Below are 21702 nucleotides of genomic sequence, written 5' to 3' on the forward strand. Positions count from 1 at the left end.
CGCCGCTCAGGCGCCGTCGTTGTCCTTCCTGATCCAGCCCTTGCGGCGATAGTACATGAGCAGCCCGACGACGCTCGCCAGCATCAGGCACCATACGAACGGATAGCCGTAATACCAGTCGAGCTCCGGCATGTTGTACGGCGAGCTCTCGTGGTGAAAGTTCATCCCGTAGATGCCCGCAATGGCGGTGACCGGGAGGAAGATCGTCGAGATGATCGTGAGCACCTTCATGATCTCGTTCATCCGGTTCGACATCCCGGAGAGGTGGAGATCCATGAGGCCCGAGCTGAGCTCGCGGTAGGTCTCGACCATATCCATCAGCTGCACCGCGTGATCGTACGTGTCGCGCAGGTAGAGCCGTGTGTCCTTTGCGATGAGCGGGTTGTCCTCGCGGAGCAGCGCGTTGACGAGATCGCGCTGCGGCCAGATGGCGCGACGCAGCGTGAGCAGATCCCGCTTCAGATCGTGGATCGGCTTCGACATCCGGCGCTTCGCGTCGATGACCTCGACCTCCAGGTCCTCGATGTGCTCGCCCATCCGCTCGAGCACCGGGAAGAAGCCGTCGACCACCGCGTCGAGCAGCGCGTACGCCAGGTAATCGGCGCCCCGCTCCCGGATCGAGCCCCGACCGGTGCGGATTCGCTCCCGCACGGCCTCCATGACGTCCCAGTCGGCCTCTTCCTGCACCGTCAGGACGAAGCTCTTGCCGACAAGGATGGCCAGCTGCTCGGTGCGCAGCACGCAGCGCTCGTTGACCTGCGCCATCCGCGCGATGATGAGGACGTGCTCGCCGCCGTAGACGTCGGCCTTCGGCCGCTGGGGCACGTTGACCATGTCCTCCAGCGCGAGCGGGTGGACACGGAAGATCTCGCCCAGCCGCTCGAAGGTCCCCTTGTGCCCGAGCCCCCGGACATCGACCCACGTGATGGAGGGCCGGTCGTCCGTGAGGTAGGGGATGCACTCGTCGACGCTCTGGATCTCCTTCTCGGACACGACCTCGGCGTCGTAGTCGATGACGAAGATCTTCGGCCGCTGCGTCTCCTCGATGACGAGCGTCCCGGGCGGCGACGCCGGCGGGGGCTCGTGCACGAGCCGGGCGCGCCTGGGCCGCAGCGTCGTCCGGTCGAGGTCGGCCCTCTCCTGGACCCAGGCGGCGTGCGGTTGCGGCACGCTGCTGCGCCGCGACTCGGGGGGTAGGGTGGTGCTCGTCACGGGGGCGTGATGGTAGACCAAGATCGCGCGGCATCGAGCACGGGATGACGCGCAGGATGACGTGCGCTCTCGCGCTCGCTCCGCGGCGCCGGGTGGCGTATGCTGATCGGGCCGCGGAGGGGAGTTGCTGGTCGGGCCGCGGCGGGGAACGGGCGCTCGCAGGGCCGCCTCTTCCTCCCTGTCCCTGCTGGCCGGGGGAGCGCGCGACGCGCGCCGGCCTGCGCCTCGCGCCGCCGCGCGCCCTGCCCTTCCGGATGCCCATGGGAACGACCCTCGACATCGCGATCGGCCTCGTCAGCGTCTTCTTCCTGCTCAGCGTCCTCTGCTCGGCCATCCACGAGGCGCTCGCCGGCGTGCTCCGGCTGCGCGCGATCAACCTGGCGCAGAGCATCGAGATCATGCTGGCCGACAGCGAGCTCGACGCGCACGTGAAGCAATCGCCCAGCGCCGCCGACACCGCCGCCCCCAAGAGCTCCCCGCTGGAGCAGGCCATGAAGCGCGCGGCGCGGCGCGCTCTCGAGCTCGTGCGCACCCGGGTGATGCCAGGGCCGCTCCCGAGCCCGCTCGCGGCGAAGCTCCGCGAGCACCCGCTGATCAAGGATCTCAAGTACGGCTGGGTAGGTCCGTCCTACATCCCGTCGCACGCGTTCGTGGCCGCGCTCATCGACACCCTGCGGCACGTCCCCTGGCCCGACAGCGCCGCGGCGCCGCCCCCGCAGGCCGGCGCCACGCCTTCGCAGACCGGCGCCGCGCCTGCGCCGGCGGGCGACGCCGCTTCCGCGCCCCTGCAGCAGGCGAGCGACGGCGTCCCTGCGCCGCAGGCGAGCGCCGCCGCGCCGGCGCAGGGCGAGATCGCGGCGGCGCCGAGCCGCGACGAGGACCCGCTCGATGAGCTCAAGCAGATCATCCGGAGCATGCCGCCGAAGAGCGACCTCCGGCGCGCGCTCACCACGATCGTCGACTCCACGGTCAAGGACATGCGCGAGGCCAACATCCGGCTGGAGCGCTGGTTCAATGACGCCATGGACCGGGCCGCCGGCCGGTACAAGCGCCGCGCGCAGCTGATCATCAGCGCGACGGCGCTCGTCCTCTGCGTCGGGTTCAACGCCGACAGCATCCGCCTCGCGGGCGCCCTCTCGCGCGACGCGGTGGTGCGCGCCCGGCTGATCGCGGCGGCGCAGGAGATCGCGAAGTCGCCGCCCCGCGCCGCGCCCCAGGCCGGCGGCACCAACCAGAACGAGGACATCATGGCCGCGATCGCCGAGGGAAGCAGCGCTCGCTCCCGGCTCGCCGGGCTCGACATCGAGATCACCTGGGGCGTGAAGGCCCCCGAGCACACGAGCGTCCCGAAGCTCTGGAGCGCGATCGCTGCGATCCTCGGCCAGGGCATCGTCGGCTGGATCCGCGGGGTGCTCGACAGGCTCCTGACCCCCGGCATCCTCATGACCGCGGCCGCCGCCTCCCTCGGCGCGCCGTTCTGGTTCGACCTGCTCAACAAGCTCGTGAACCTCAGGACCGTCGGCAAGAGCCCCGAGCCTTACGAGCCCCCCAAGGGCGCCGGGCCGGACAGCAGCGTGACCCGCTGACCATGCACCGCGCTCAAGGGGACGACACGCCCGGTCGTCCTACCACGACGCCGGGTACTCATCGTGGGTTGGAAGCCCTCCGCTTTCGCACCCCCACGGCGCTCTGGATCCCCAGAAGATGTGATCCGTCGGAGAGATGGGCGGCGCTGTATCCAGCGAACCGGCCGGGACGACCACGATGTTGCCGGCGCGCCTCAGGCGCGGGACGGGACACCCGCAGTGACTGCAAAACCACTTCCCGAAGCTCTTCGCCGTGGGCAGCTCATAACGCGTGATGGCCTCTTCCCCTGACAGCCATCGGAGCTGGCTTGGATCGACCGCCAGATTCGTGGCGTGGCCCGTGCCCGTGCCTTTGCGACACCGCGAGCAATGGCAATGGACCATCAACTTGAACGGCGGATCGACGTCGAATGTCACCGCCCCGCAAAGGCAACCCCCGTGAATGCTGGACTCGCTCATCTGCTCTCTCCAGGCGCCTGACGCCGCGATGGAATGGGATGCTCAGCCTACCCGATCTGGCCGGCGAGGATCGAGCTCGGCCCGCCCGACGCGCCCGGAACACGACGCCGTGGCCGCCCCGACACGCGCCGCGGCCGCTCCTTGGACCGGCAGCGACGGGCAGCGGCATTTCGCCCGTGCCTCCGACCTGGTACGCAGGCTGCTTGGATCGAGGGGACCGGACCATGAAGACCTTGAGCGCTTGCTTTCTGCTGGGGATTCTCGCTGGCTGTCAGAAATCCGAGGAGGCCGGCCTGCCGGCGGCGAGCTCGGGGCCGAGCGCCGGCTCGAGCGCACCGGCGGCGGCCGCCGCGGAGACAGCGTCGCCGGCCGCCGCGGAGGCGGCCTCGTCGGCCCCCGCGCCCGCGACCGCGGCGCCCACCGAGCCGACTCCGTCGTCGACCGCGCCGGCGTCTCCTGGTGCGCCGGCGTCCTTCAAGGACGGCCGGAGCGAGTCGATCGCAGCGGCCGTCGGCCTCGGTTGCGAGGCGAAGAGCCTCGACGGCTGGCTCGAGCTGCTTTGCCGGAAGAAGAACGGGACCGGCGGGCACCCTGTGCGCGCGGTGATCCACGATCCGAGCGCGGAGGCCGCGGCCGAGAAGCCGAGCGAGCCGGTGGCGGCCGACGACGCCGGCGAGGCGCCCGACGCGGGCCCGTCGAACGAGGTCCTCGCCGACGAGCGCGGCGAGCTCCGGCTCGTCGCGCCGTTCCGGGCCGAGGCCAAGCAGAGCGTCACGCTGGAGTGGACCGACACGCGCTACGAGCTCCAGATCGACGGGACGAGCGCGAAGCTCGACTGGGCCGGCTCCGTGGTGTCGCACCGGCGCGCCTGCCAGGAGCTCCTCGATCAGAACCGAGCGCGCATCTCCGGCGCGCAGAAGCTCGAAGGGCCCGAGAAGGTCTCGGCGGCCGAGGCGACGCGCCTGCCGAAGTTCGGGGTCTGCCAGCCGGCGGGGCTCGGCTCCTGGGCGCTGTCGCTGACGCGCTTCGCGGGCGCCGGCGAGGGCGCGGCGCGGGCGCTCGCCTTCGACATCGAGGTCGTGCGGATCGACCTTGAAGGCAAGCGCTTCGCGGCGCCGCTCGGAACGATCGAGGTCGCGCCCGGCGGACTCGCGATCTCCGCGTTGAACGTCTATGACTTCGACGACGACGGCAACGACGAGCTCATCGTCCCCTACGAGCTCAACGCGCTTGCCGCGGGCGCGAAGCCGGCGGCGCCGAGCCCGATCTGGACGTTCTCGAACGGAGCGGTGTCCGCCTATGCGAAGGCCCCGAGCGTCTCCGGCGGCCTCGGCATCGAGCACCTCGACCACGACATGCGGCCGGACTTTGGGACCTACGGTCCCTTCGTCGCGTGGCTCGGCGCGGACTGCGGCGTGAAGAGCTGCCCGCCGCGTGTGACCGGGCCGAAGTTCTATTTCCACTCGGTGCAGGACGGCTCGTTCTCAGCGACGGACGCCGGCGCGACCGGGGCGCTCGGCCGCGCGTGCGGCAAGAAGCCCGCGGCGATCGTCGTGACGGCCGGCAGCGGCGTGAACGTCGCTCAGACGGCGAAGAACCTCGTCTGCGCGCGCGTGCTGGGCGTCACGCGGGAGGCGCTCGAGGGCGAGCTCACCGCGAAGCGCGCGGATCTCTGCGGCGGCGCGGCGACCTGCGCGCTGTCGAGCACGTTCGAGGCCTGGCTCGACGCGGCGCTCCCGGCGGAGCTGGGGAGCGCCGCGAAGCCGTGAAGGCTGCAGGTATTTCGAGGCCTCAGCGCACGGAGACTCGGGCCGTCATTTGCCGTCCTTCTCCGTGAATCCGAGCACGTGCATGCCGAACGAGGCCGCGAGGAGGATCGCTGCCTCGAGCGGGATGCGGGCGCCCTTCACGTTGTTCTTCGCCGGATCGATGAACAGATCCTGGGCTCGAGAGAACTGCGCGTTTCTAAGGTCGCAGTCCTCGAAGCGCGTCCCCGCGAATCGGCACTCCTCGAACACCGCACCGGCGAGGTCCGTCGCGGCGAAGACCGATTCGGTGATCGCGCACCGCTCGAAGCGCGTCTTGCGCAGCGCGAGCGAATCCATGATGACATACCGCAAGTCACAATCCTCGAACGACACGTCGGGGAATTTCGCGATGTTCGTCCAGTCGACGCCCATCAGCTTGCAGGAGTTGAACGCCACGCCGCGCAGCGACAGCATGGTGAGGTCGGCCTTGGTCAAGTCGCAGCTCTCGAAGACACAGTTCTCGAGCCGAGCGCGCGTCCAGCGGCTCTCACCGAGCTTCGAACGCCGGAACACGCAACCGCAAAAATCTCGGTCGCTCAGGTCCGCTCGTTCCAGGGTGAGCCCATCGAACGTCTCGCCGTCGAACGAGTCCTTCCCTTCGAACGGATCCAGCTTCCCTGGAGCGATTTCTCCACCGCCGCCAGCGCCGGGCCTGGGCTTGTCTCCGCTGCTCGATCGTCCTCGTCCGGCCATTCCCTGCTCCAGTCCACCCCACGATTTCAGACAGGGTGTCATCGTCGGGTGGTGGGCGTCAAGGCGCTCACCCGGAGCGTGACTCGGTCGTACGGTGGTTGAACGGCCGCGGCCGCCGAGCGCGTCGCCTGTGGACACGCGCGCTCGGCGGGGACCCCGCGCGGCTCAGGAGAAGCCGTCGATGGCCGCGTTCAGCGTGGCGCTGGGCCGCAGCGCGGCGAACGTCTTCTTGTCGTCGAAGTGGTAGTAGCCGCCGAGGTCGACGGGCTTACCCTGCGCGCCGATCAGCTCGCCGTCGATCTTGGACTCGTTGTCCGTCAGGGTCTGGGCGAGCTTGCCGAACTTGGCCGCCAGCTCCTTGTCCTCGGTCTGCTTGGCGAGGGACTGCGCCCAGTAGAGCGCCAGGTAGAAGTGGCTGCCGCGGTTGTCGATCTCGCCGACCTTGCGCGCCGGGCTCTTGTTGTTCTCGAGGAACAGGCCGACCGCCGTGTCCAGCGCCTTGGCGAGCACCTTGGCCTTGGCGTTGCTGGTCTTGTTGGCGAGGTCCTCGATCGAGACCTGCAGCGCCAGGAACTCACCGAGCGAGTCCCAGCGCAGGTAGTTCTCTTTCTGCAGCTGCTGGACGTGCTTCGGCGCCGAGCCGCCGGCGCCGGTCTCGTACAGGCCGCCACCGGCCAGCAGCGGCACGATGGAGAGCATCTTGGCGCTGGTGCCCAGCTCCAGGATCGGGAACAGGTCCGTCAGGTAGTCGCGCAGCACGTTGCCGGTGACGCTGATGGTGTCCTTGCCCTCCTTCATGCGGCCGAGCGTGAACTCGATCGCCTCCACAGGGCTCTTGATCGGGAGCTCCAGGCCCTTGGTGTCGTGCTCGGACAGGTAGCCCTTGACCTTGGCGATCAGGTTCTTGTCGTGGGCGCGGTTCTCGTCGAGCCAGAACACCGCCGGGACGCCCGTGGCGCGCGCGCGGGAGACGGCCAGCTTGACCCAGTCCTTGATCGCGATGTCCTTCGTCTGGCAAGCGCGGAAGACGTCGCCGGCCTCGACCTTCTGCTCCAGCAGGGCGTTGCCGGCGGCGTCGACGACGCGCACCGTGCCGCTCTCGGCGATCTTGAAGGTCTTGTCGTGTGAGCCGTACTCCTCCGCGGCCTGCGCCATGAGCCCCACGTTCGGCGAGGTGCCCATCGTGCGCGGGTCGAACGCCCCGTGCTGCTTGTGGAACTCGATCGTGGCCTTGTAGATGCCGGCGTAGGAGCGATCGGGGATCGTGAACTTGGTGTCGTAGAGCTTGCCATCCGTGCCATACATCTTGCCGCTGGAGCGGATGGCCGCCGGCATCGAGGCGTCGATGATCACGTCCGAGGGCACGTGCAGGTTGGTGACGCCGCGGTCGGAGTCGACCATGGCCAGCGTCGGGCGTTGCTCGTAGACGGCCTTGATGTCCGCCTCGATCGCCGCCTTCTCGTCTGCCGGCAAGCTCTGGATCTTCGTGTACAGGTCGCCGATGCCGTTGTTCGGGTCGAAGCCGACCTTGGCCAGCGTGGCCGCGTGCTTCTCGAGCGCCTCGGCATAAAACACGCTGACGGCGTGCCCGAAGAGGATCGGGTCGCTGACCTTCATCATCGTGGCCTTGAGGTGCAGGGAGAACAGCACTCCCTGCTTCTTCGCGTCCGCCACCTGCTCGGCGTAGAACGCGCGCAGGGCCTTGGCGCTCATCACGCTGGCGTCGACGACCTCGCCCGCCTGCACCTTGACGCTCGCCTTGAGCACGGTCGTCTTGCCGCCGGCCACAAGCTCGATCTTCAGCTCCTGCGCCTTGTCGACAACGACCGACTTCTCGCTGCCGTAGAAGTCACCGCCCGACATATGAGCGACGTGGCTCTTCGAGTCGCGGCTCCACGCGCCCATCGAGTGCGGGTGCTTCTTGGCGTAGTCCTTGACGGCGGGCGAGGCGCGACGATCGCTGTTGCCCTCGCGCAGGACGGGGTTCACGGCGCTGCCGAGCACCTTGGCGTAACGCGCCTTGACCGCCTTCTCCTCCTCCGTCTTCGGATCGGAGGGATAGTCCGGCACGGCATAGCCCTGCTGCTGCAGCTCCTTGATGGCGGCCACGAGCTGCGGGATGGAGGCGCTGATGTTCGGTAGCTTGATGATGTTGGCGTTCGGCGTCTTGGCCAGCTCACCGAGCTCCGCCAGGTGGTCGCCTAGCTTCTGGCTGTCCGTCAGGCGCTCGGGGAAGTTGGCGAGGATGCGGCCCGCCAGGGAGATGTCGCGGGTCTCGACTCGAACCCCGGCGGCCTTCGTGAACGCCTCGACGATCGGGAGGAGCGAATAGGTGGCCAAGGCCGGCGCCTCGTCCGTCTTCGTGTAGATGATGGTAGAATTTTGCGTTTCCACTGTTTTCTCGAGGGTTGAACGGGTCGGGATTGTTGGAAAGGTTTCGCCCGGTGCCAAGGGCCCGTCGCACCGGCACAATGCCTGGCACCGAAATTTGCGCAAGCCCCTGGCTCCGGGCCGCGGCGCCGCCGACCTGGCCCGCCGGATGCACGAGCGGCGGGCCGTGGCGGAGCCGCAGCCGGAGCGCGGCGCAGCGCGTAAGCAAAAGAAGCCGGCTCGCTGCGCGATGAGGTGTGCGCGACGAGCGGCTCGGGCGGCGTCGCGGGCGTCAGATGGCGAGGTCGTGGGAGCTATGGCGCGCATTCGGGCGCGGCGCAGAGCGCAAAACGCGGCGCGTCATAGGCCGGCAGCAGGCACACGTCGCCCTTGACAGGCGCTCAGCTGTAGACCCCCTGCACGTACTCGGTCAGCATCTTGATCTCGGCCTCTTGCTCAGGGCTCACCCAGTGCACGAGATCGCCGATCGAGATCATCCCGACCACCCGCCCATCCTGGACCACGGGCAGGTGGCGGCAGCGTCGCTCGGTCATGACTGCCATGGCCTGCCGCGCCGGAGTGCTCAGCTCGACGCAGACGACGCCGAAAGTCATCACCTCCGCGACCGGGGTCTCCGCCGGATCGCGCCGAGCCAAGATCACCCGCGTCATCACGTCCCGCTCGCTGATCGTGCGTCAGGTCTGCCGGGCAGTCGACGTGCTCCAGGTCATCGAGGATGTCGCCGAGCTCGAGCGCGTGAACAAAAGAAGCCGGCTTGCTGCGCGAAGAGTCCGCCGTTCATTCAGGAGGAGTGGGTGTCCACTCCACATGGGTTTGGACCCGCAGGCTTGCGCGCAGGTAGTCGTCGCAGCTGTCGGCGAGGGCGCAATGGTAGGCCCGCGCAGCGACTCGAACCTTGTAGTTACCGGCAAAGTCGAAGTTGGGCGGCAGCGTAGAGTTGGGCCAGTCCACGTCGCCGACGCAGCTGTTTCCATCCCAGTGACCATCAATAACCTGCTTGTAGACATAGGGTAAGCCGTTGACGCTGTTGGGCCAGACGTAGAACCCTGTCAGCAAATGAGATCTCTCACAGTCCGACTCGTTCGTGATGTCCTCGAACTCCGTACCGTTCAAGAAGGTCGTTCGGATGTTGAGATACTCGGCTGACCTCGTGGCCGGTATATTCTTGTACTCCACGACGTACTGATGAGGACAATCCGAGCCTGCGTTGTAAGTCCAGTCCGGGCTCGCTTGCGTACCAATGGTCGTACGCACGATCCCGTTCCGATCGCCCGTGGGCACCAGCGCGACGGTCGCGCAGGTCAACTCGCCGAGCGCCTGCTGGTTCTCGCCGACAATCTCGTCCGCATTGCCTGACGGCCCCGGCCCGTAGGCCTGGCCTTCGCAGCCGACCGAGAGCGCGCCCAAAGTTGCTGCAACGACAAGAAATGTAGTTTTCATGAGTCCTTCGAAGGATGGATATGTGTTGTCATCACCGCGATAGAGCTCCTCGGGAGCCTGACCGCGGTGTCACGCAATGCAGGGGCCGTGCCCGGCATCCGGGCTCAGGAGCGTCGCCCCTTCGAGGGCGGCGAGGCCGTCGAGCCGTTGAACCGTCAGTCTCCGACCCTGCCGAGGAAGCCTTCTTCGCGCGCGCGATTGTTGATGCTCACGCGGGGCGGCCGGCGGCCGCGCGGCGAACCGTGCGACGAGGCCGCCTCTCCAACGCTCCCGGAGCACCGTCTCAACGTGTCCACGCCGCCGGTCGAGAGCGTGACATGTCACGGTCGAGGGCGTGACATGTCACGGTCGAGAGCGTGACATGTCACGCGGGACGCCACGGGGGGCCGCCGCGTCAGGTACACACACTCATCCCCAACACACTCTGGTCGCAGCCGCTGGCGAAGCGCGTGCGCCGCGCGGCTGCCGGCGGCCGGAGGCATGACAGGCCTCCACGGTGCGGGATGACTGGATTGCGCCCTGCCTGTCGCCCGCGCGTCGTCCAGTCATGCCCGTCCCTGGTTCTCTGGGAGGACCGAGCGTGTCGACGGCTGCCGCGAGCACGATTCTGACGTGATGCGCTGGAAGCTACCGCGAAGGTGGGGAAGAGGACCAACTCAGCGTGAGACGGAAGCCGGATTTGTCTATCGGCCCACAAGAGCAGGCGCGAGGTCGGGATCCCGGAATCCAGACAAGGTTCATCAATCACCAGCACCCGCATGCTCCCAAATACAAACTGGCGTCGTGGTGTCCATACTTCATACTGCGTAGCGTGTGCATCGCGCCCCCTCGCGATGCGGCCGACATCGATTTATCATTTTTCTGCATTTTACAAGCTTTGGCCCCGCTTGGCGCCTGCTCCTCGTGCCCAGGTGACCAGGCGGCCCTGATGTCTGAAGAGCGTACGACAGATCAGCAAGCACGGTGTGCGCGCAGGTGTGCGCGCGTCGAACGTCCGACGCGGCGCGCGGTTGCTCCACGCGCATCGATGCAACCGACCCCTACCAGCAACAAGGAGGTCATCCGCGATGAACGAAATTTCCTATTCCCCGCTCTCTCTGGAGCAAGAACGTATTTGGCTGCTAACCCGGGGCCGAGGCGCCGCGCCGGGCTTGAACGAAGGGGGCGCGGCGTGGCTGGACGGCGAGCTGGATGTGCCCAGGCTGGTCCATGCCATCGAGAAGCTCACGGCGCGTCAGGCGATCCTGAGGACATCCTTCGCAGAGCACGAGGGGAAGCCGGTGCAGGTCGTCTCGCCGCGGGCAGACATCGCCTTCCTGGAGGTGGATCTCGGCGCCGAGGGGCAGTCCGCCTCGGATGGAGCCGCGCTCGAGATGGCTCGCCGGGAGCTCTCTCTGCCCCTCGATCCGGAGCGCGGCCCCCTCTGGCGCGTGAGCCTCATCCGGGTGCATCCAGGGCGCCACCTCATCGCGCTCGCCATGCACCCCCTCCTCTCGGATGGCAAACCGAGCGTGGCGCTGTTCTTTTCGGAGCTATTCGACGGCTATCATGGCGTCGAGCGGCAGGCGCCGCCGCTACGCTACCAGGACCACGCACTGCGGCAGCGGGAGCACAGGACCACCGAGCTCCTCGACCAGCAGCTCGCGCACTGGCGTCGCGAGCTCTCGGGAGCACCCGAAGCGCTGGAGATCCGGACGGATCGGCCGCGGCCCGCGGTGCGGACCTTCGCCGGAGGTTCGGTGGAGTGCGCGCTCGATCAGGAGCTCGTGCGAGAGCTCCGCGCGCTGGCCCGGGAGGAGGACGTGGCGCTGTCCGCCGTCCTGCTCGCGGGAATGCACGCCGTGCTCCACCGCCATACCGGCCAGGACGACGTCCTCATCGGCGTTCCGCTGTCCGGACGAGACGAGGAGACCCAGGGCCTCATCGGGGCATTCGGCAATCTCGTGACCGTACGGGGCAGGCTGGGCGCGGATCCGAGCTTTCGCGCGCTCCTGCGTCAAGTGCGCCGATCCCTGCAGGAGGGGAGCGAGAACGGGGATCTCTCCTTCACCTCTCTTGTCGAGCAGCTCTCGCTGCCGCGGGATCCAAGCCGCGCACCGCTCGTCCAGGCCACCTTCTCCAGCGAGCCGAGCCCGCTGGAGCCGAAGCGAGGCCCTCTGCTCACGCTGACGGAGGTGGCGCTCGAGGCGACCGAGGTGGCCTTCGAGCTCGCCGTCCGTGTCGAGGAGACCGACGCGGGCCTCTTCGCGCGCGTCGATTACAATCGAGACCTCTTCGATCGCGCGACGGTCGAGCGGCTGCTCGGGCACTGGGCGGCGCTGCTGCGCGGGGCGGCGGGCGACCCGGAGCAGCGCGTCTCGGAGCTGCCGGTCCTGACCGAGGAGGAGCGCCGCGCGCTGCTGGCGTGGAACCGCGGCGAGGTGTTCGATCCGCCGCGCGATCGGCTGCACGAGCGGGTCGAGGCGCACGCCCGGCGCGCCCCGTCCGCGGTGGCGGTGGTGTTCGAGGGACAGCGTCTCACCTATGCCGAGCTGGATCGAAGGAGCAACCAGATAGCCCACCTCCTCCGGGAGAGCGGCGCGGGGCCCGAGGTCCCGATCGGCGTCTGCCTGGAACGATCACTCGAGATGATCGTGGCGCTGCTCGGCGTCCTCAAGTCCGGCGGCGCCTATGTCCCGCTCGATCCCTCTTATCCGGCGGACCGGCTCGCCTTCCTGCTGGAAGATGCCGGCGTCCCCGTGATCCTCACCGAGGAGCGCTTCGCCTCCCGGCTCCGGAGCGGGAGCGGGAGGGTTGTGTGCCTCGACGCGGATCGGGCCATGATCGAGCGGCAGCCCGAGGACAAGGTAGGGCCCGCGCCGAACGAGGGCCCGGACGACCTCGCGTACGTCATCTACACCTCGGGATCGACCGGGAAGCCCAAGGGGGTGATGGTCAGCCACGCCAACGTGGTTCGCCTCTTCGACCACACCGCCAGCGCGTTTCGCTACAGCGACCGCGACGTCTGGACGCTGTTCCACTCGTATGCCTTCGATTTCTCGGTTCTGGAGATCTTCGGCGCGCTCTGCCACGGCGGACGGCTTGTCGTGGTCCCGTTCGTCACGAGCCGGACGCCGGACGCGTTCTACAGGCTCCTCGGTGATGAAGGGGTGACCGTCGTCTGCCAGACGCCCTCGGCGCTCCGCCAGCTCATCCACGCCGATGCGGCGGCCGAGCCAGCGCTCCGCGACCGCCTGCGGCTGCGTCTCGTGATCTACGGCGGCGAGGCGTCCGACGTGGCGATGCTCGAGCCGTGGTGGGACCGCCACGGGGACGAGCACCCCAGGCTCGTCCACGTCTATGGCCCCACCGAGACGACCGTGATCGCCACCCACCGCGCGATGGGAAAGCCCGATCTGGAGCGGCCGTGGTCGAGCTCGATCGGCGTCGCGTTCCCCGACGTCCGGGTGCTCGTCCTCGATCGCAACCGCGCGCCCGTCCCCGTCGGCGTCGCCGGCGAGATCTACATCGGCGGCCCCGGCGTTGCGCGCGGCTACCTGAACCGCCCCGAGCTCACGCAGGAGCGCTTCCTCCAGGATCCGTTCGGCGACTCCCCGGATTCACGCCTGTACAGGACTGGCGATCTCGCGCGCTATCTCGCCTCGGGTGAGATCGAGTTCCTCGGCCGCATCGACGATCAGGTGAAGATCCACGGCCACCGCATCGAGCTCGGCGAGATCGCGGCGGCGCTGTGCCAGCACCCCGGGGTGCGCGAGGTCGCGGTGGTGGTGCGCGAGGACGCGCCGGGCGACAAGCGGCTCGTGGCGTACGTCGTCCCCCGCGCGGTCCAGGGCGCCTCCGCCAGCGACGAGCAGGCGCTCCTCCCCGCGCTGCGCGCCGTCGCGCAGGGCCAACTGCCAAGCTTCATGGTCCCCTCCGCCTTCGTGGCGCTCGACGCGCTCCCCACGTCGCCGAACGGCAAGGTCGACCGCAGGGCGCTCCCTGCGCCCGGGGGCGCGCGCCAGGAGCTCGCGCGCGCCTTCGTGGCGCCGCGCTCCGAGCTGGAGGAGGCGCTCGCCGGCCTCTGGAAGGAGCTCCTGCGCGTGGAGCGCGTGGGCGTACACGACAGCTTCTTCGAGCTGGGCGGCAGCTCGCTGCACGCCGTCCAGCTGTTCTCCCGCCTCCGCGGGGCCTTCGGGATCGATGTCGGGTTCCAGGAGCTCTTCGAGCATCCGACCGTCGCCGGGCTCGCCGCGCTGGCGACGGCGGGCGGCCGCGCAGCCCCCCGGGGGGAGCATGCCATTCCGAGAGGCGCCCGGACAGGGCCGGTCCCCCTGTCGTTCGCGCAGGAGCGCATGTGGTTCCTCTACCGGCTAGCGCCGGAGAGCAGGGCCTACAACTGCCTCTGTCCCTTCCGCCTCACCGGAGAGATCCACATCGCGGCGCTCGACAGGAGCCTGCGTGAGCTCGTCCGCCGCCATGAGATCCTGCGCACCGTCTACACGGAGATCGACGGCCTGCCCGTCCAGATCGTCGTCGAGGACGCCTCTTTCCGGCTCGAGGTCGCGGATCTCCAGCACCTCTCCGAGGACGAGCGCGAGGCCGAGGCGGAGCAGCTCCTCGCGGGGGAAGCCCGGAGGATCTTCGATCTGAAGCGCGGCCCCGTGTTCCGGGCAGGGCTGCTCCGGCTCGGGCAGCGCGATCACCTCCTCTGGCTGCATATCCATCACATCGCCGTCGACGGCTGGTCGCTCGAGGTGGCCTACCGCGAGATCGCGGCGCTCTACGAGGCCTTCCGTCGGGACGCTCCCCCTCCCCTGCCGCACGCGCCGCTCCAGTATGCCGATTTCGCGTCGTGGCAGCGCGAGCAGATGACCGAAGAGGCCCTGTCGGAGCTGCTCGCCGGCTGGAAGCAGAGGCTCGTCGACGTGCCGCCCTTGCTCGAGCTGCCGAGCGATCACGTCCGGCCGCCGGTCCAGACCTTCCGCGGCGCGACCCTCCCCTTCCAGCTCGATCCGGAGGTCGGAAGGGCCGTCCGGGACCTCAGCGCGCGAAACAATGTGACCGTGAACATGGTCCTCCTGGCCGTGTTCGCCGTCCTGCTCCACCGCACCACGCAGCGCGACGACCTGCTGATCGGTCTGCCGAGCGCTGGCCGGGATCACGCCGATCTCGAGGCGGCGATCGGGTTCTTCGTCAATGTGGTCCCCGTCCGGATCGACGTCTCCGGAGAGCCGTCGTTCGAGGAGCTGCTCCGCCGCGTGAGGGACGTGTGCCTGGACGCTTATGCGCACGACAGGCTCCCGTTCGAGCGGCTCGTGCAGGAGCTCCAGCCGGTGCGCGACCCGAGCTACAGCCCGCTCGTGCAGATCGTGTTCGCGCCGCAGCCGCCTGCAGAGCGCGATCTCCACCTCAGCGGGGTCGAGGCGCGCGCCATCGACACGGACACGCAGAAGACGATCTTCGACGTGTCGCTCTATGCCTGGGAGAGCGCCGGCGGCGTGGCCGGGATGCTGGAGTACAGCACAGACCTCTTCGAGCGGGCGACGATGGCGCGGATGCTGGAGCACCTCTTCATGCTCCTCGCGGCCGCCACCTCGGATCCTGCGCGATCCGTCTCGTCGATGCCGCTGCTCCCGGAGCGCGAGCGGCGCCAGCTGCTCGTCGAATGGAACGACACCGCCGCTGATTTCCCGCGCGACCTGAGCGTCCTGGATCGGTTCGAGGAGCAGGCGGCGCGCGCGCCGAACGCCGCCGCGGTCGTGTCGGATCGCGGATCGCTCACGTACGGAGAGCTCGATCGCCGGGCGAACCAGCTCGCGCACCGCCTGCGCGCGCTGGGCGTCGAGGCCGATACCCTGGTCGCGATCTGCGCGGAGCGCTCGCTGGAGATGGTGGTCGGGATCGTCGGAGTCCTGAAGGCGGGCGCGGCGTATCTCCCGGTGGACGCGGAGATCGCGAGAGAGCGGCTGGCGTTCCTCCTCGAGGACTCCGGAGCGCCGGTGCTCCTCACGCAGGCGCACCTCGCCGATCGCCTCCCGCCGTTCGCGGGCGCGGTGATCCACCTCGACGCCGGCGGGCCGGAGCTGGCGGCGCGGGACCGGTCGCCCCCTCCGGCGTGCGCAGGCCCCCGGGACCTGGCCTATGCCATCTACACCTCGGGCTCGACCGGCCGCCCCAAGGGCGTGCTCGTGGAGCACCGGAGCCTCATGAACCTGGTGGCGTGGCACGCGCGGCGCTTCGCCGTCTCCAGCGCGGATCGCGCGACCCTCGTCGCGAGCCCCGGCTTCGACGCGTCGGTATGGGAGCTCTGGCCGTACCTATGCACGGGAGCGTGCCTGTTCATCCCCGGAGAGCCGCTCCGCCGCTCCCCGGAAGAGCTTCGAGCGTGGCTCCTCGCGCGAGAGATCACCGTCTCGTTCCTGCCCACGCCGATGGCGGAAGAGCTCCTGCGCCTCGACTGGCCTGCTTCCGCGGCGCTCCGGTGCCTGCTCACGGGAGGAGACAAGCTCCGCGTCTGGCCTGCCGCGGCGCTCCCCTTCGACGTCGTGAACAACTATGGCCCGACCGAGGGGACCGTGGTCGCGACCTCGTGCCCGGTGCCGAAGGCGCGGCCGAGCGGCGAGACAGCGACGGTCGACCCCTCGATCGGCCGTCCCATCGACAACATGCGGGTCTACCTCCTCGATGCGCGCGGGGAGCTCGTGCCGGTGGGCGTCCCGGGCGAGCTCACCCTCGGGGGCGCCGGCATCGCCCGCGGGTACCTGCGCCGGCCCGAGCTCGACGCCGCGCGGTTTCTGCCCGATCGGTTCTCGGACGAGCCGGGCGCGCGCATGTACCGCACCGGCGACCGCGCCCGGTGGCTCCCCGACGGGAACATCGAGTTCCTGGGGCGGATCGACAACCAGGTGAAGATCCGTGGTTATCGCATCGAGCTCGGCGAGATCGAGGCCGTGCTGCGGGAACACCCCGCCGTGGAAGAGGCCGTCGTGGTGGCGCGGGAAGACACGAAAGGCAACAAGCGGCTCGTCGCCTACGTCATCCCTCGCCTCGATGACGGCGGCGCCGCGGAGCAGACCCCGGCCGTGCAAGCGGAGCACGTCTCGGCGTGGCAGGCGCTGTACGACGGCACCTACGGGGAGGGCGGCGGCGGCGTGGATCCGGGCTTCAACATCACGGGCTGGAACAGCAGCTACACCGGAGATCCCATCGACGCCGGAGCGATGCGCGCCTGGCGGGACCACACGGTCGAGCGGATCCTCTCGTTCCAGCCGCGCCGGGCGTGGGAGATCGGCTGTGGGACCGGACTCTTGCTCTTGCAGCTGGCCCCGCAGTGCGCCGGCTACCTCGGGACGGATTTCTCGGAGAAGGCGATCTCGCTCCTCCGACCCGCGCTCGCGCGCGGCACGCTCTCGCATGTGTCGCTTCAGCGCCGGGAAGCGAACGATTTCAGCGGGGTCGCTCCGGGCAGCTTCGATGTGATCCTCCTGAACTCGATCGTCCAGTACTTCCCCAGCGCCGATTACCTGCGCTCGGTGATCGAGGGCGCCGCGCGCGCGGTGGCGCCGGGTGGCGTCGTGTTCCTGGGCGACATCAGGAGCCTTCCCCTGCTCGAGGCGTTTCACACCTCGGTGCAGCTCCACCGCGCGCCAGCGGGCGTGGCCCCGGCCGAGCTCTGGGCCCGGGTGCGGCGGGCGGCCCTCGCCGAGAAAGAGCTCGTCCTCGCGCCCGAGTTCTTTCACGCGCTGCGTGGCCAGATCCCGGGCGTGGAGCACGTGGAGTGCTGGCTCAAGCGGGGTTCGGGCTCCGACGAGATGACGCGCTTCCGTTACGACGTGGTCCTGCACGTGGGAATGGCGCCCGAGCCCGTCGCCATCGGCCGATCCATCGAGTGGGCTGCCTCGGAGGGCCTCGCGGGCGTCGAGCGCGCGCTGCGCGAGGCGGGAGCCGGCGGGCTGGAGGTCCTGGGGATCCCGAACGGGCGCGTGTACGCCGACGCGATCGCCGCGAGCCGGCTGCGGGAAGGGGGCGGCGCCGAGGTGGACCGCGCCGCGATCGCCGCGATCGAGCCGGAGGCGCTATGGGCGCTCGGCGCGCGCCTCGGCTGCTCGGTCCGGATCACCGGATCGAGGACCTCGGGCCCGGGCTGCATGGATGTGCTGTTCGAGCGCTCGGTCGAACGTTCGGGCGGCGCGCCGCGACCGCGCGCCTGGATCCAGGCGCGACCCGTGGAGACCCCGCCGGCGCGGGCGCTCGCGAACAGCCCTCTCCGGCGGCAGAAGACGCGCGCGATGCCCGCAGGTCTGCGCGATCTCGCGGCGGCCAAGCTCCCCGACTACATGGTTCCGGCCGCCTTCGTGAAGCTCGACGCGCTGCCGCTCACCGCGAACGGGAAGGTCGACATGGCGGCTCTTCCGGCGGACGACCGCGCGAAGCCCGAGCCGCGGGCGGCCGAGCCGCGGGCGGCGGCGCCGGCCCCCGCCGGGGCCATCGAGGTGATCCTGGGCGAGATCTGGCGCGAGGTGCTCGGGCTCGCCGAGGTCGGCCTCGATGACCCGTTCTTCGAGCTCGGCGGCCACTCGCTGCTCCTCACCCGGGTCCGCGCCGGCATCCGGGCGCGGCTCGGCGAGGACGTGCCTATCATGGATCTGTTCCAGTACCCGACGATCCGCACCCTCTCTGCCCACCTAAGGAGGGGCCCTCTGGCGGCCGCCCCGGGAGAGAGCGTGGTCTCCGCGCGTGGACCCGGCGCCGCGGCCCCCGCGACCGAGGCTCAGGCGCGGGAGCCGATCCCCGACAGCGCCATCGCCATCATCGGAATGGCCGGTCGCTTCCCGAAGGCGCGCAGCGTCGAGGCGCTGTGGTCGATGCTCAAGGATGGAGTCGAGGGGATCGCCTTCTATTCGTCCGACGAGCTGAAGGCGCTCGGCGTGGAGTCGGAGCTCATCGGGTCGCCCAAGTTCATCCCGGCGGCCGGCCTGCTCGAGGACGTCATGTGCTTCGACGCGGCGTTCTTCGGCTACAGCCCGCAGGAGGCCGTGCTCATGGACCCGCAGCAGCGGGTCTTCCTCGAGTGCGCCTGGGAAGCCATGGAGAGCGCCGGGTACAACCCGCTCGCCTACCCGAAGCCGATCGGCGTGTTCGCCGGGAGCGACGCCCCGAGCTACTGGATCGAGCGCGTCGGGCCGCCTCCGGCCGCGCCGAACTCGGAGCACTACCGGATCTACACCGGGAACGTGACCGACTCCCTGACCACGCGCGTGGCCTACAAGCTGGGGCTCCGGGGGCCCGCCGTGAGCGTCATGACGGCGTGCTCGACGTCGCTCGTCGCGGTGCACCTCGGCTGCCAGAGCCTCCTCACCAGGGAGAGCGACATGGTCCTCGCGGGGGGTGTCGGCATCCTCTCGCCGCGGAGGATCGGTTATCTCCACGAGGAAGGCGCGGTCACGTCGCCCGACGGCCATTGCCGGCCCTTCGACGCCGAGCCGAGCGGCATCGTGGCCAGCAACGGTGTTGGCCTCGTCGTCCTCAAGCGGCTGAAGGACGCGCTGGACGACGGCGACACGATCCACGCCGTGATCCGCGGCTCCGCCGTCACCAACGACGGCGCGCTCAAGGTGGGTTACACGGCGCCGAGCCTGGAGGGGCAGATCGAGACCATCACCCGGGCCCACGCCGCTTCCGGCGTGAGCCCGGAGAGCATCACGTACGTGGAGGCGCACGCCCCGGGCACGCGGCTCGGCGACTCGATCGAGGTGGCCGCGCTGTCGCGGGTGTTCCGGAAGGCGACCGACCAGGTCGGCTTCTGCGCGCTCGGCTCGGTGAAGAGCAACCTCGGCCACCTCCGCGCGGCCGCCGGGGTGACCGGCCTCATCAAGGCGGCGCTGGCGCTGGAGCACGAGCTCATCCCCGCGACGCTCCATTTCCGTCGTCCCAGCCCCGAGATCGACCTCGCGAGCAGCCCGTTCGTCGTCAACTCCAGGCCGCGCGCGTGGAAGCGCGGCGGAGCCCCGCGCCGCGCCGCGGTGAGCGCCTTCGGCATCGGCGGCACGAACGCGCACGCCGTGGTCGAGGAGGCGCCGGAGCGGGCGCCGTCCGGCCCGTCCAGGCGCTGCCAGCTGCTCGTCGTCTCGGCGAAGACAAGCGCCGCGCTCGAGCGGAGCACCGATCGGCTGGCCGAGCACCTGCGGCGCGCGCCGGAGAGCTCGCTCGCCGACGTCGCGTTCACCCTGCAGCGCGGCAGGGTGCCTTTCGCGCACCGCCGCGCGGTGGTGTGTGCGGATCCGGCCTCGGGAGCGGCCTGCCTCGATCGGCGCGACCCCGCCCGCGTCTTCACGCAGGTCGCCGGCAAGCGGCCGCCGGAGGTCGTCTTCATGTTCCCCGGCGCGGGCGCGGAGCATGTCGGCATGGGGCGCGAGCTCTACCTGCACGAGCGCGCCTACCGCGAGAGCATGGACCAGTGCGCCGAGCTCTTCCGCCGCGAGCTGTCGGTGGACATCCGCCACCAGCTCTTTCCCGAGGAGCAGGAGCGCGCCCGCGGCGACGCGGAGATCGGCTCTCCGCGCTTCAGCGCGGCCGCGGCCGCCCTGTTCTCGACCGAGTACGCCCTGGCGCAGCTCCTGATGTCGTGGGGGATCCGCCCGGCCGCGCTGTTCGGGCACGGCGTGGGCGAGGTCGCCGCCGCGTGCGTGGGCGGCGCGCTCTCGCTCGACGACGCGGTCGCGCGGGTCGCGCTGCGCGGGCGCGCGGAGGAGGAGGCCACGGGATCGGCTCGCCCCGAGGATCGCATCGCCATGCTGCTGGCCTCGGCCGATCGCGCCCTCCTCGAGGTCGGGCCCGGCTCCGCCCTGGCAGCCGTGGCGTCGCGGCACCCGGACGCGGAGCGACGGGTCGCGACCACCCTGGCGGGCCCGGGCGAGGGCCCCGGCGACCTCGAGGCGTTGCTCGCCGCGGTGGGCCGGCTCTGGTGTGCCGGCGTGGACGTGGACTGGGCCGCGTTCTCCCGGGACGAGCGCCGGAGGCGCGTGCCGCTCCCCACGTACCCGTTCGAGCGCACCGCTCACGTGCTCGACACCACATGCACCGTGGGCCCGGCCACGGTGCGATCCCTGCCGCCGAAGATCTGGAGTCCGCCGGCGTCGTCCGGTCCTCCCTCGGTCGCAGCGCTCACCGAACGCGTCCGGGAAGCGCTGCCTCCGAGCTCGAAGGCGCCCCTGAGCCCCGCGATGACGCAGCGGAGCGGGAGCGCCGCGGTCCTCACGGCCAGGCGCGCTGCCGGACAGCTCCTCGTCTCGCTGCAGGCGGGGGCGCCGGACGCCACGCCGCTGTTCCTGATCCCGCCGCTCGGCGGCACAGTCCACCTCTATCGCCCCCTGGTGCAGCGCCTGGGCGGCGAGCTGCCCGTCTGCGGGATTCAACCCACCGGGGCGGAGGCGAGCGAGCCGAGCTTCACGAGCGCCATGTCCGCCATGTCCATTCCCGCGATCGCCACCCGGTACGTGGAGGAGATCCTGAGCGTCAGGCCCGAGGGTCCGTATCTCCTGGGCGGGCATTCGGCCGGCGGCGTCGTCGCGTACGAGATGGCGCAGCAGCTGCTCGCGCAGGGGCGCAAGGTGGCTTTGCTGCTGCTGCTGGACACGGGCAGCGTACAGGGAGCGAGCGACCGCTCTCCGGCGAGCGCCCTGGGCCACGAGATGGCGAAGATCCAGGCGATCGCGTCGCAGAGATACCGCAGCTTCGTGGCTGCCATGGAGGACGACGCGCGGCTCCGCGCCGAGGTCACGAGCACGTGGCAGGCGCTCGCGAGCTACGTGCCGCAGCCGACGGACGCCAGCGTCCTGTTCCTGCGCGCGCGAGAGCAGGTCAGCCCGGACGACGCGCGCGCCGTCAATGCCTGGATGGACCTCGCGCGAGGGGAGTTCGCGCTCCAGGTGGTGCCTGGCAACCATTTCACGATGATGGATCCACCCCACGTCGCGCACGTCGCCCGCGCGATCCAGCAGCGCATCGCGGCCGCGGCGAGGCCTGCATTCGTCGACCCGCTGGAGGGGCGGGCGCTCCGGAGGTCGAGGGCCAGGCCGCTCGGCGCGGAGAGCGGGCCCGAGAGCGGCCCGCCGTCGCACTGAGCGAGGCGC

9 protein-coding genes are annotated in these 21702 nt (G+C 70.0%); 3 read left to right on the forward strand and 6 right to left on the reverse strand.

The window, feature by feature from the left end:
• Window positions 1-6: 6 nt before the first annotated feature.
• Window positions 7-1212 carry a magnesium/cobalt transporter CorA gene (gene corA / locus WMF46_RS35935; protein WP_437981332.1) on the reverse strand — a complete coding sequence of 402 codons (1206 nt, stop codon included), beginning with the start codon at window positions 1210-1212 and terminating at the stop codon, window positions 7-9.
• Window positions 1213-1472: 260 nt separating this feature from the next.
• Between corA and WMF46_RS35940 the strand changes: the two genes are divergently transcribed.
• Entirely contained in the window at window positions 1473-2798 is a 1326-nt protein-coding gene (locus tag WMF46_RS35940; protein ID WP_437981333.1) for a hypothetical protein, read from the forward strand.
• A gap of 39 nt (window positions 2799-2837) precedes the next feature.
• Here WMF46_RS35940 and WMF46_RS35945 read toward each other — a convergent pair whose 3' ends face one another.
• Complete coding sequence (locus tag WMF46_RS35945) at window positions 2838-3257, reverse strand: GFA family protein (protein ID WP_437981334.1); 420 nt, start codon at window positions 3255-3257, stop codon at window positions 2838-2840.
• 224 nt (window positions 3258-3481) lie between these two features.
• Here WMF46_RS35945 and WMF46_RS35950 point away from each other — a divergent pair, with 224 nt between their 5' ends.
• Window positions 3482-5026 (forward strand): hypothetical protein, encoded by a 1545-nt coding sequence (locus tag WMF46_RS35950; RefSeq protein WP_437981335.1) that lies wholly within the window; start codon window positions 3482-3484, stop codon window positions 5024-5026.
• A gap of 45 nt (window positions 5027-5071) precedes the next feature.
• On the opposite strand, the gene WMF46_RS35955 is transcribed toward WMF46_RS35950, so the two are convergent.
• The 4 genes from WMF46_RS35955 to WMF46_RS35970 form a co-directional block, all read right to left on the reverse strand.
• Window positions 5072-5758: a pentapeptide repeat-containing protein gene (locus WMF46_RS35955; protein WP_437981336.1), complete on the reverse strand. Its 687-nt coding sequence runs from the start codon at window positions 5756-5758 to the stop codon at window positions 5072-5074.
• Between the two features lie 165 nt (window positions 5759-5923).
• Complete coding sequence (locus WMF46_RS35960; RefSeq protein WP_437981337.1) at window positions 5924-8152, reverse strand: NADP-dependent isocitrate dehydrogenase; 2229 nt, start codon at window positions 8150-8152, stop codon at window positions 5924-5926.
• Between the two features lie 377 nt (window positions 8153-8529).
• Window positions 8530-8799 carry a CBS domain-containing protein gene (locus WMF46_RS35965; RefSeq protein WP_437981338.1) on the reverse strand — a complete coding sequence of 90 codons (270 nt, stop codon included), beginning with the start codon at window positions 8797-8799 and terminating at the stop codon, window positions 8530-8532.
• A 127-nt stretch (window positions 8800-8926) separates the two neighbouring features.
• On the reverse strand, window positions 8927-9589 hold the full coding sequence (locus WMF46_RS35970) for a hypothetical protein (RefSeq protein ID WP_437981339.1): 663 nt from the start codon (window positions 9587-9589) through the stop codon (window positions 8927-8929).
• A 1067-nt stretch (window positions 9590-10656) separates the two neighbouring features.
• On the opposite strand from WMF46_RS35970, the gene WMF46_RS35975 reads away from it, so the two are divergent.
• Window positions 10657-21693: an amino acid adenylation domain-containing protein gene (locus WMF46_RS35975; protein WP_437981340.1), complete on the forward strand. Its 11037-nt coding sequence runs from the start codon at window positions 10657-10659 to the stop codon at window positions 21691-21693.
• Window positions 21694-21702 lie beyond the last annotated feature (9 nt).

Origin of the sequence: Sorangium sp. So ce117, from assembly GCF_051524395.1 — a bacterium.
GTDB classification, from domain to species: Bacteria; Myxococcota_A; Polyangia; order Polyangiales; family Polyangiaceae; genus Sorangium; species Sorangium cellulosum_B.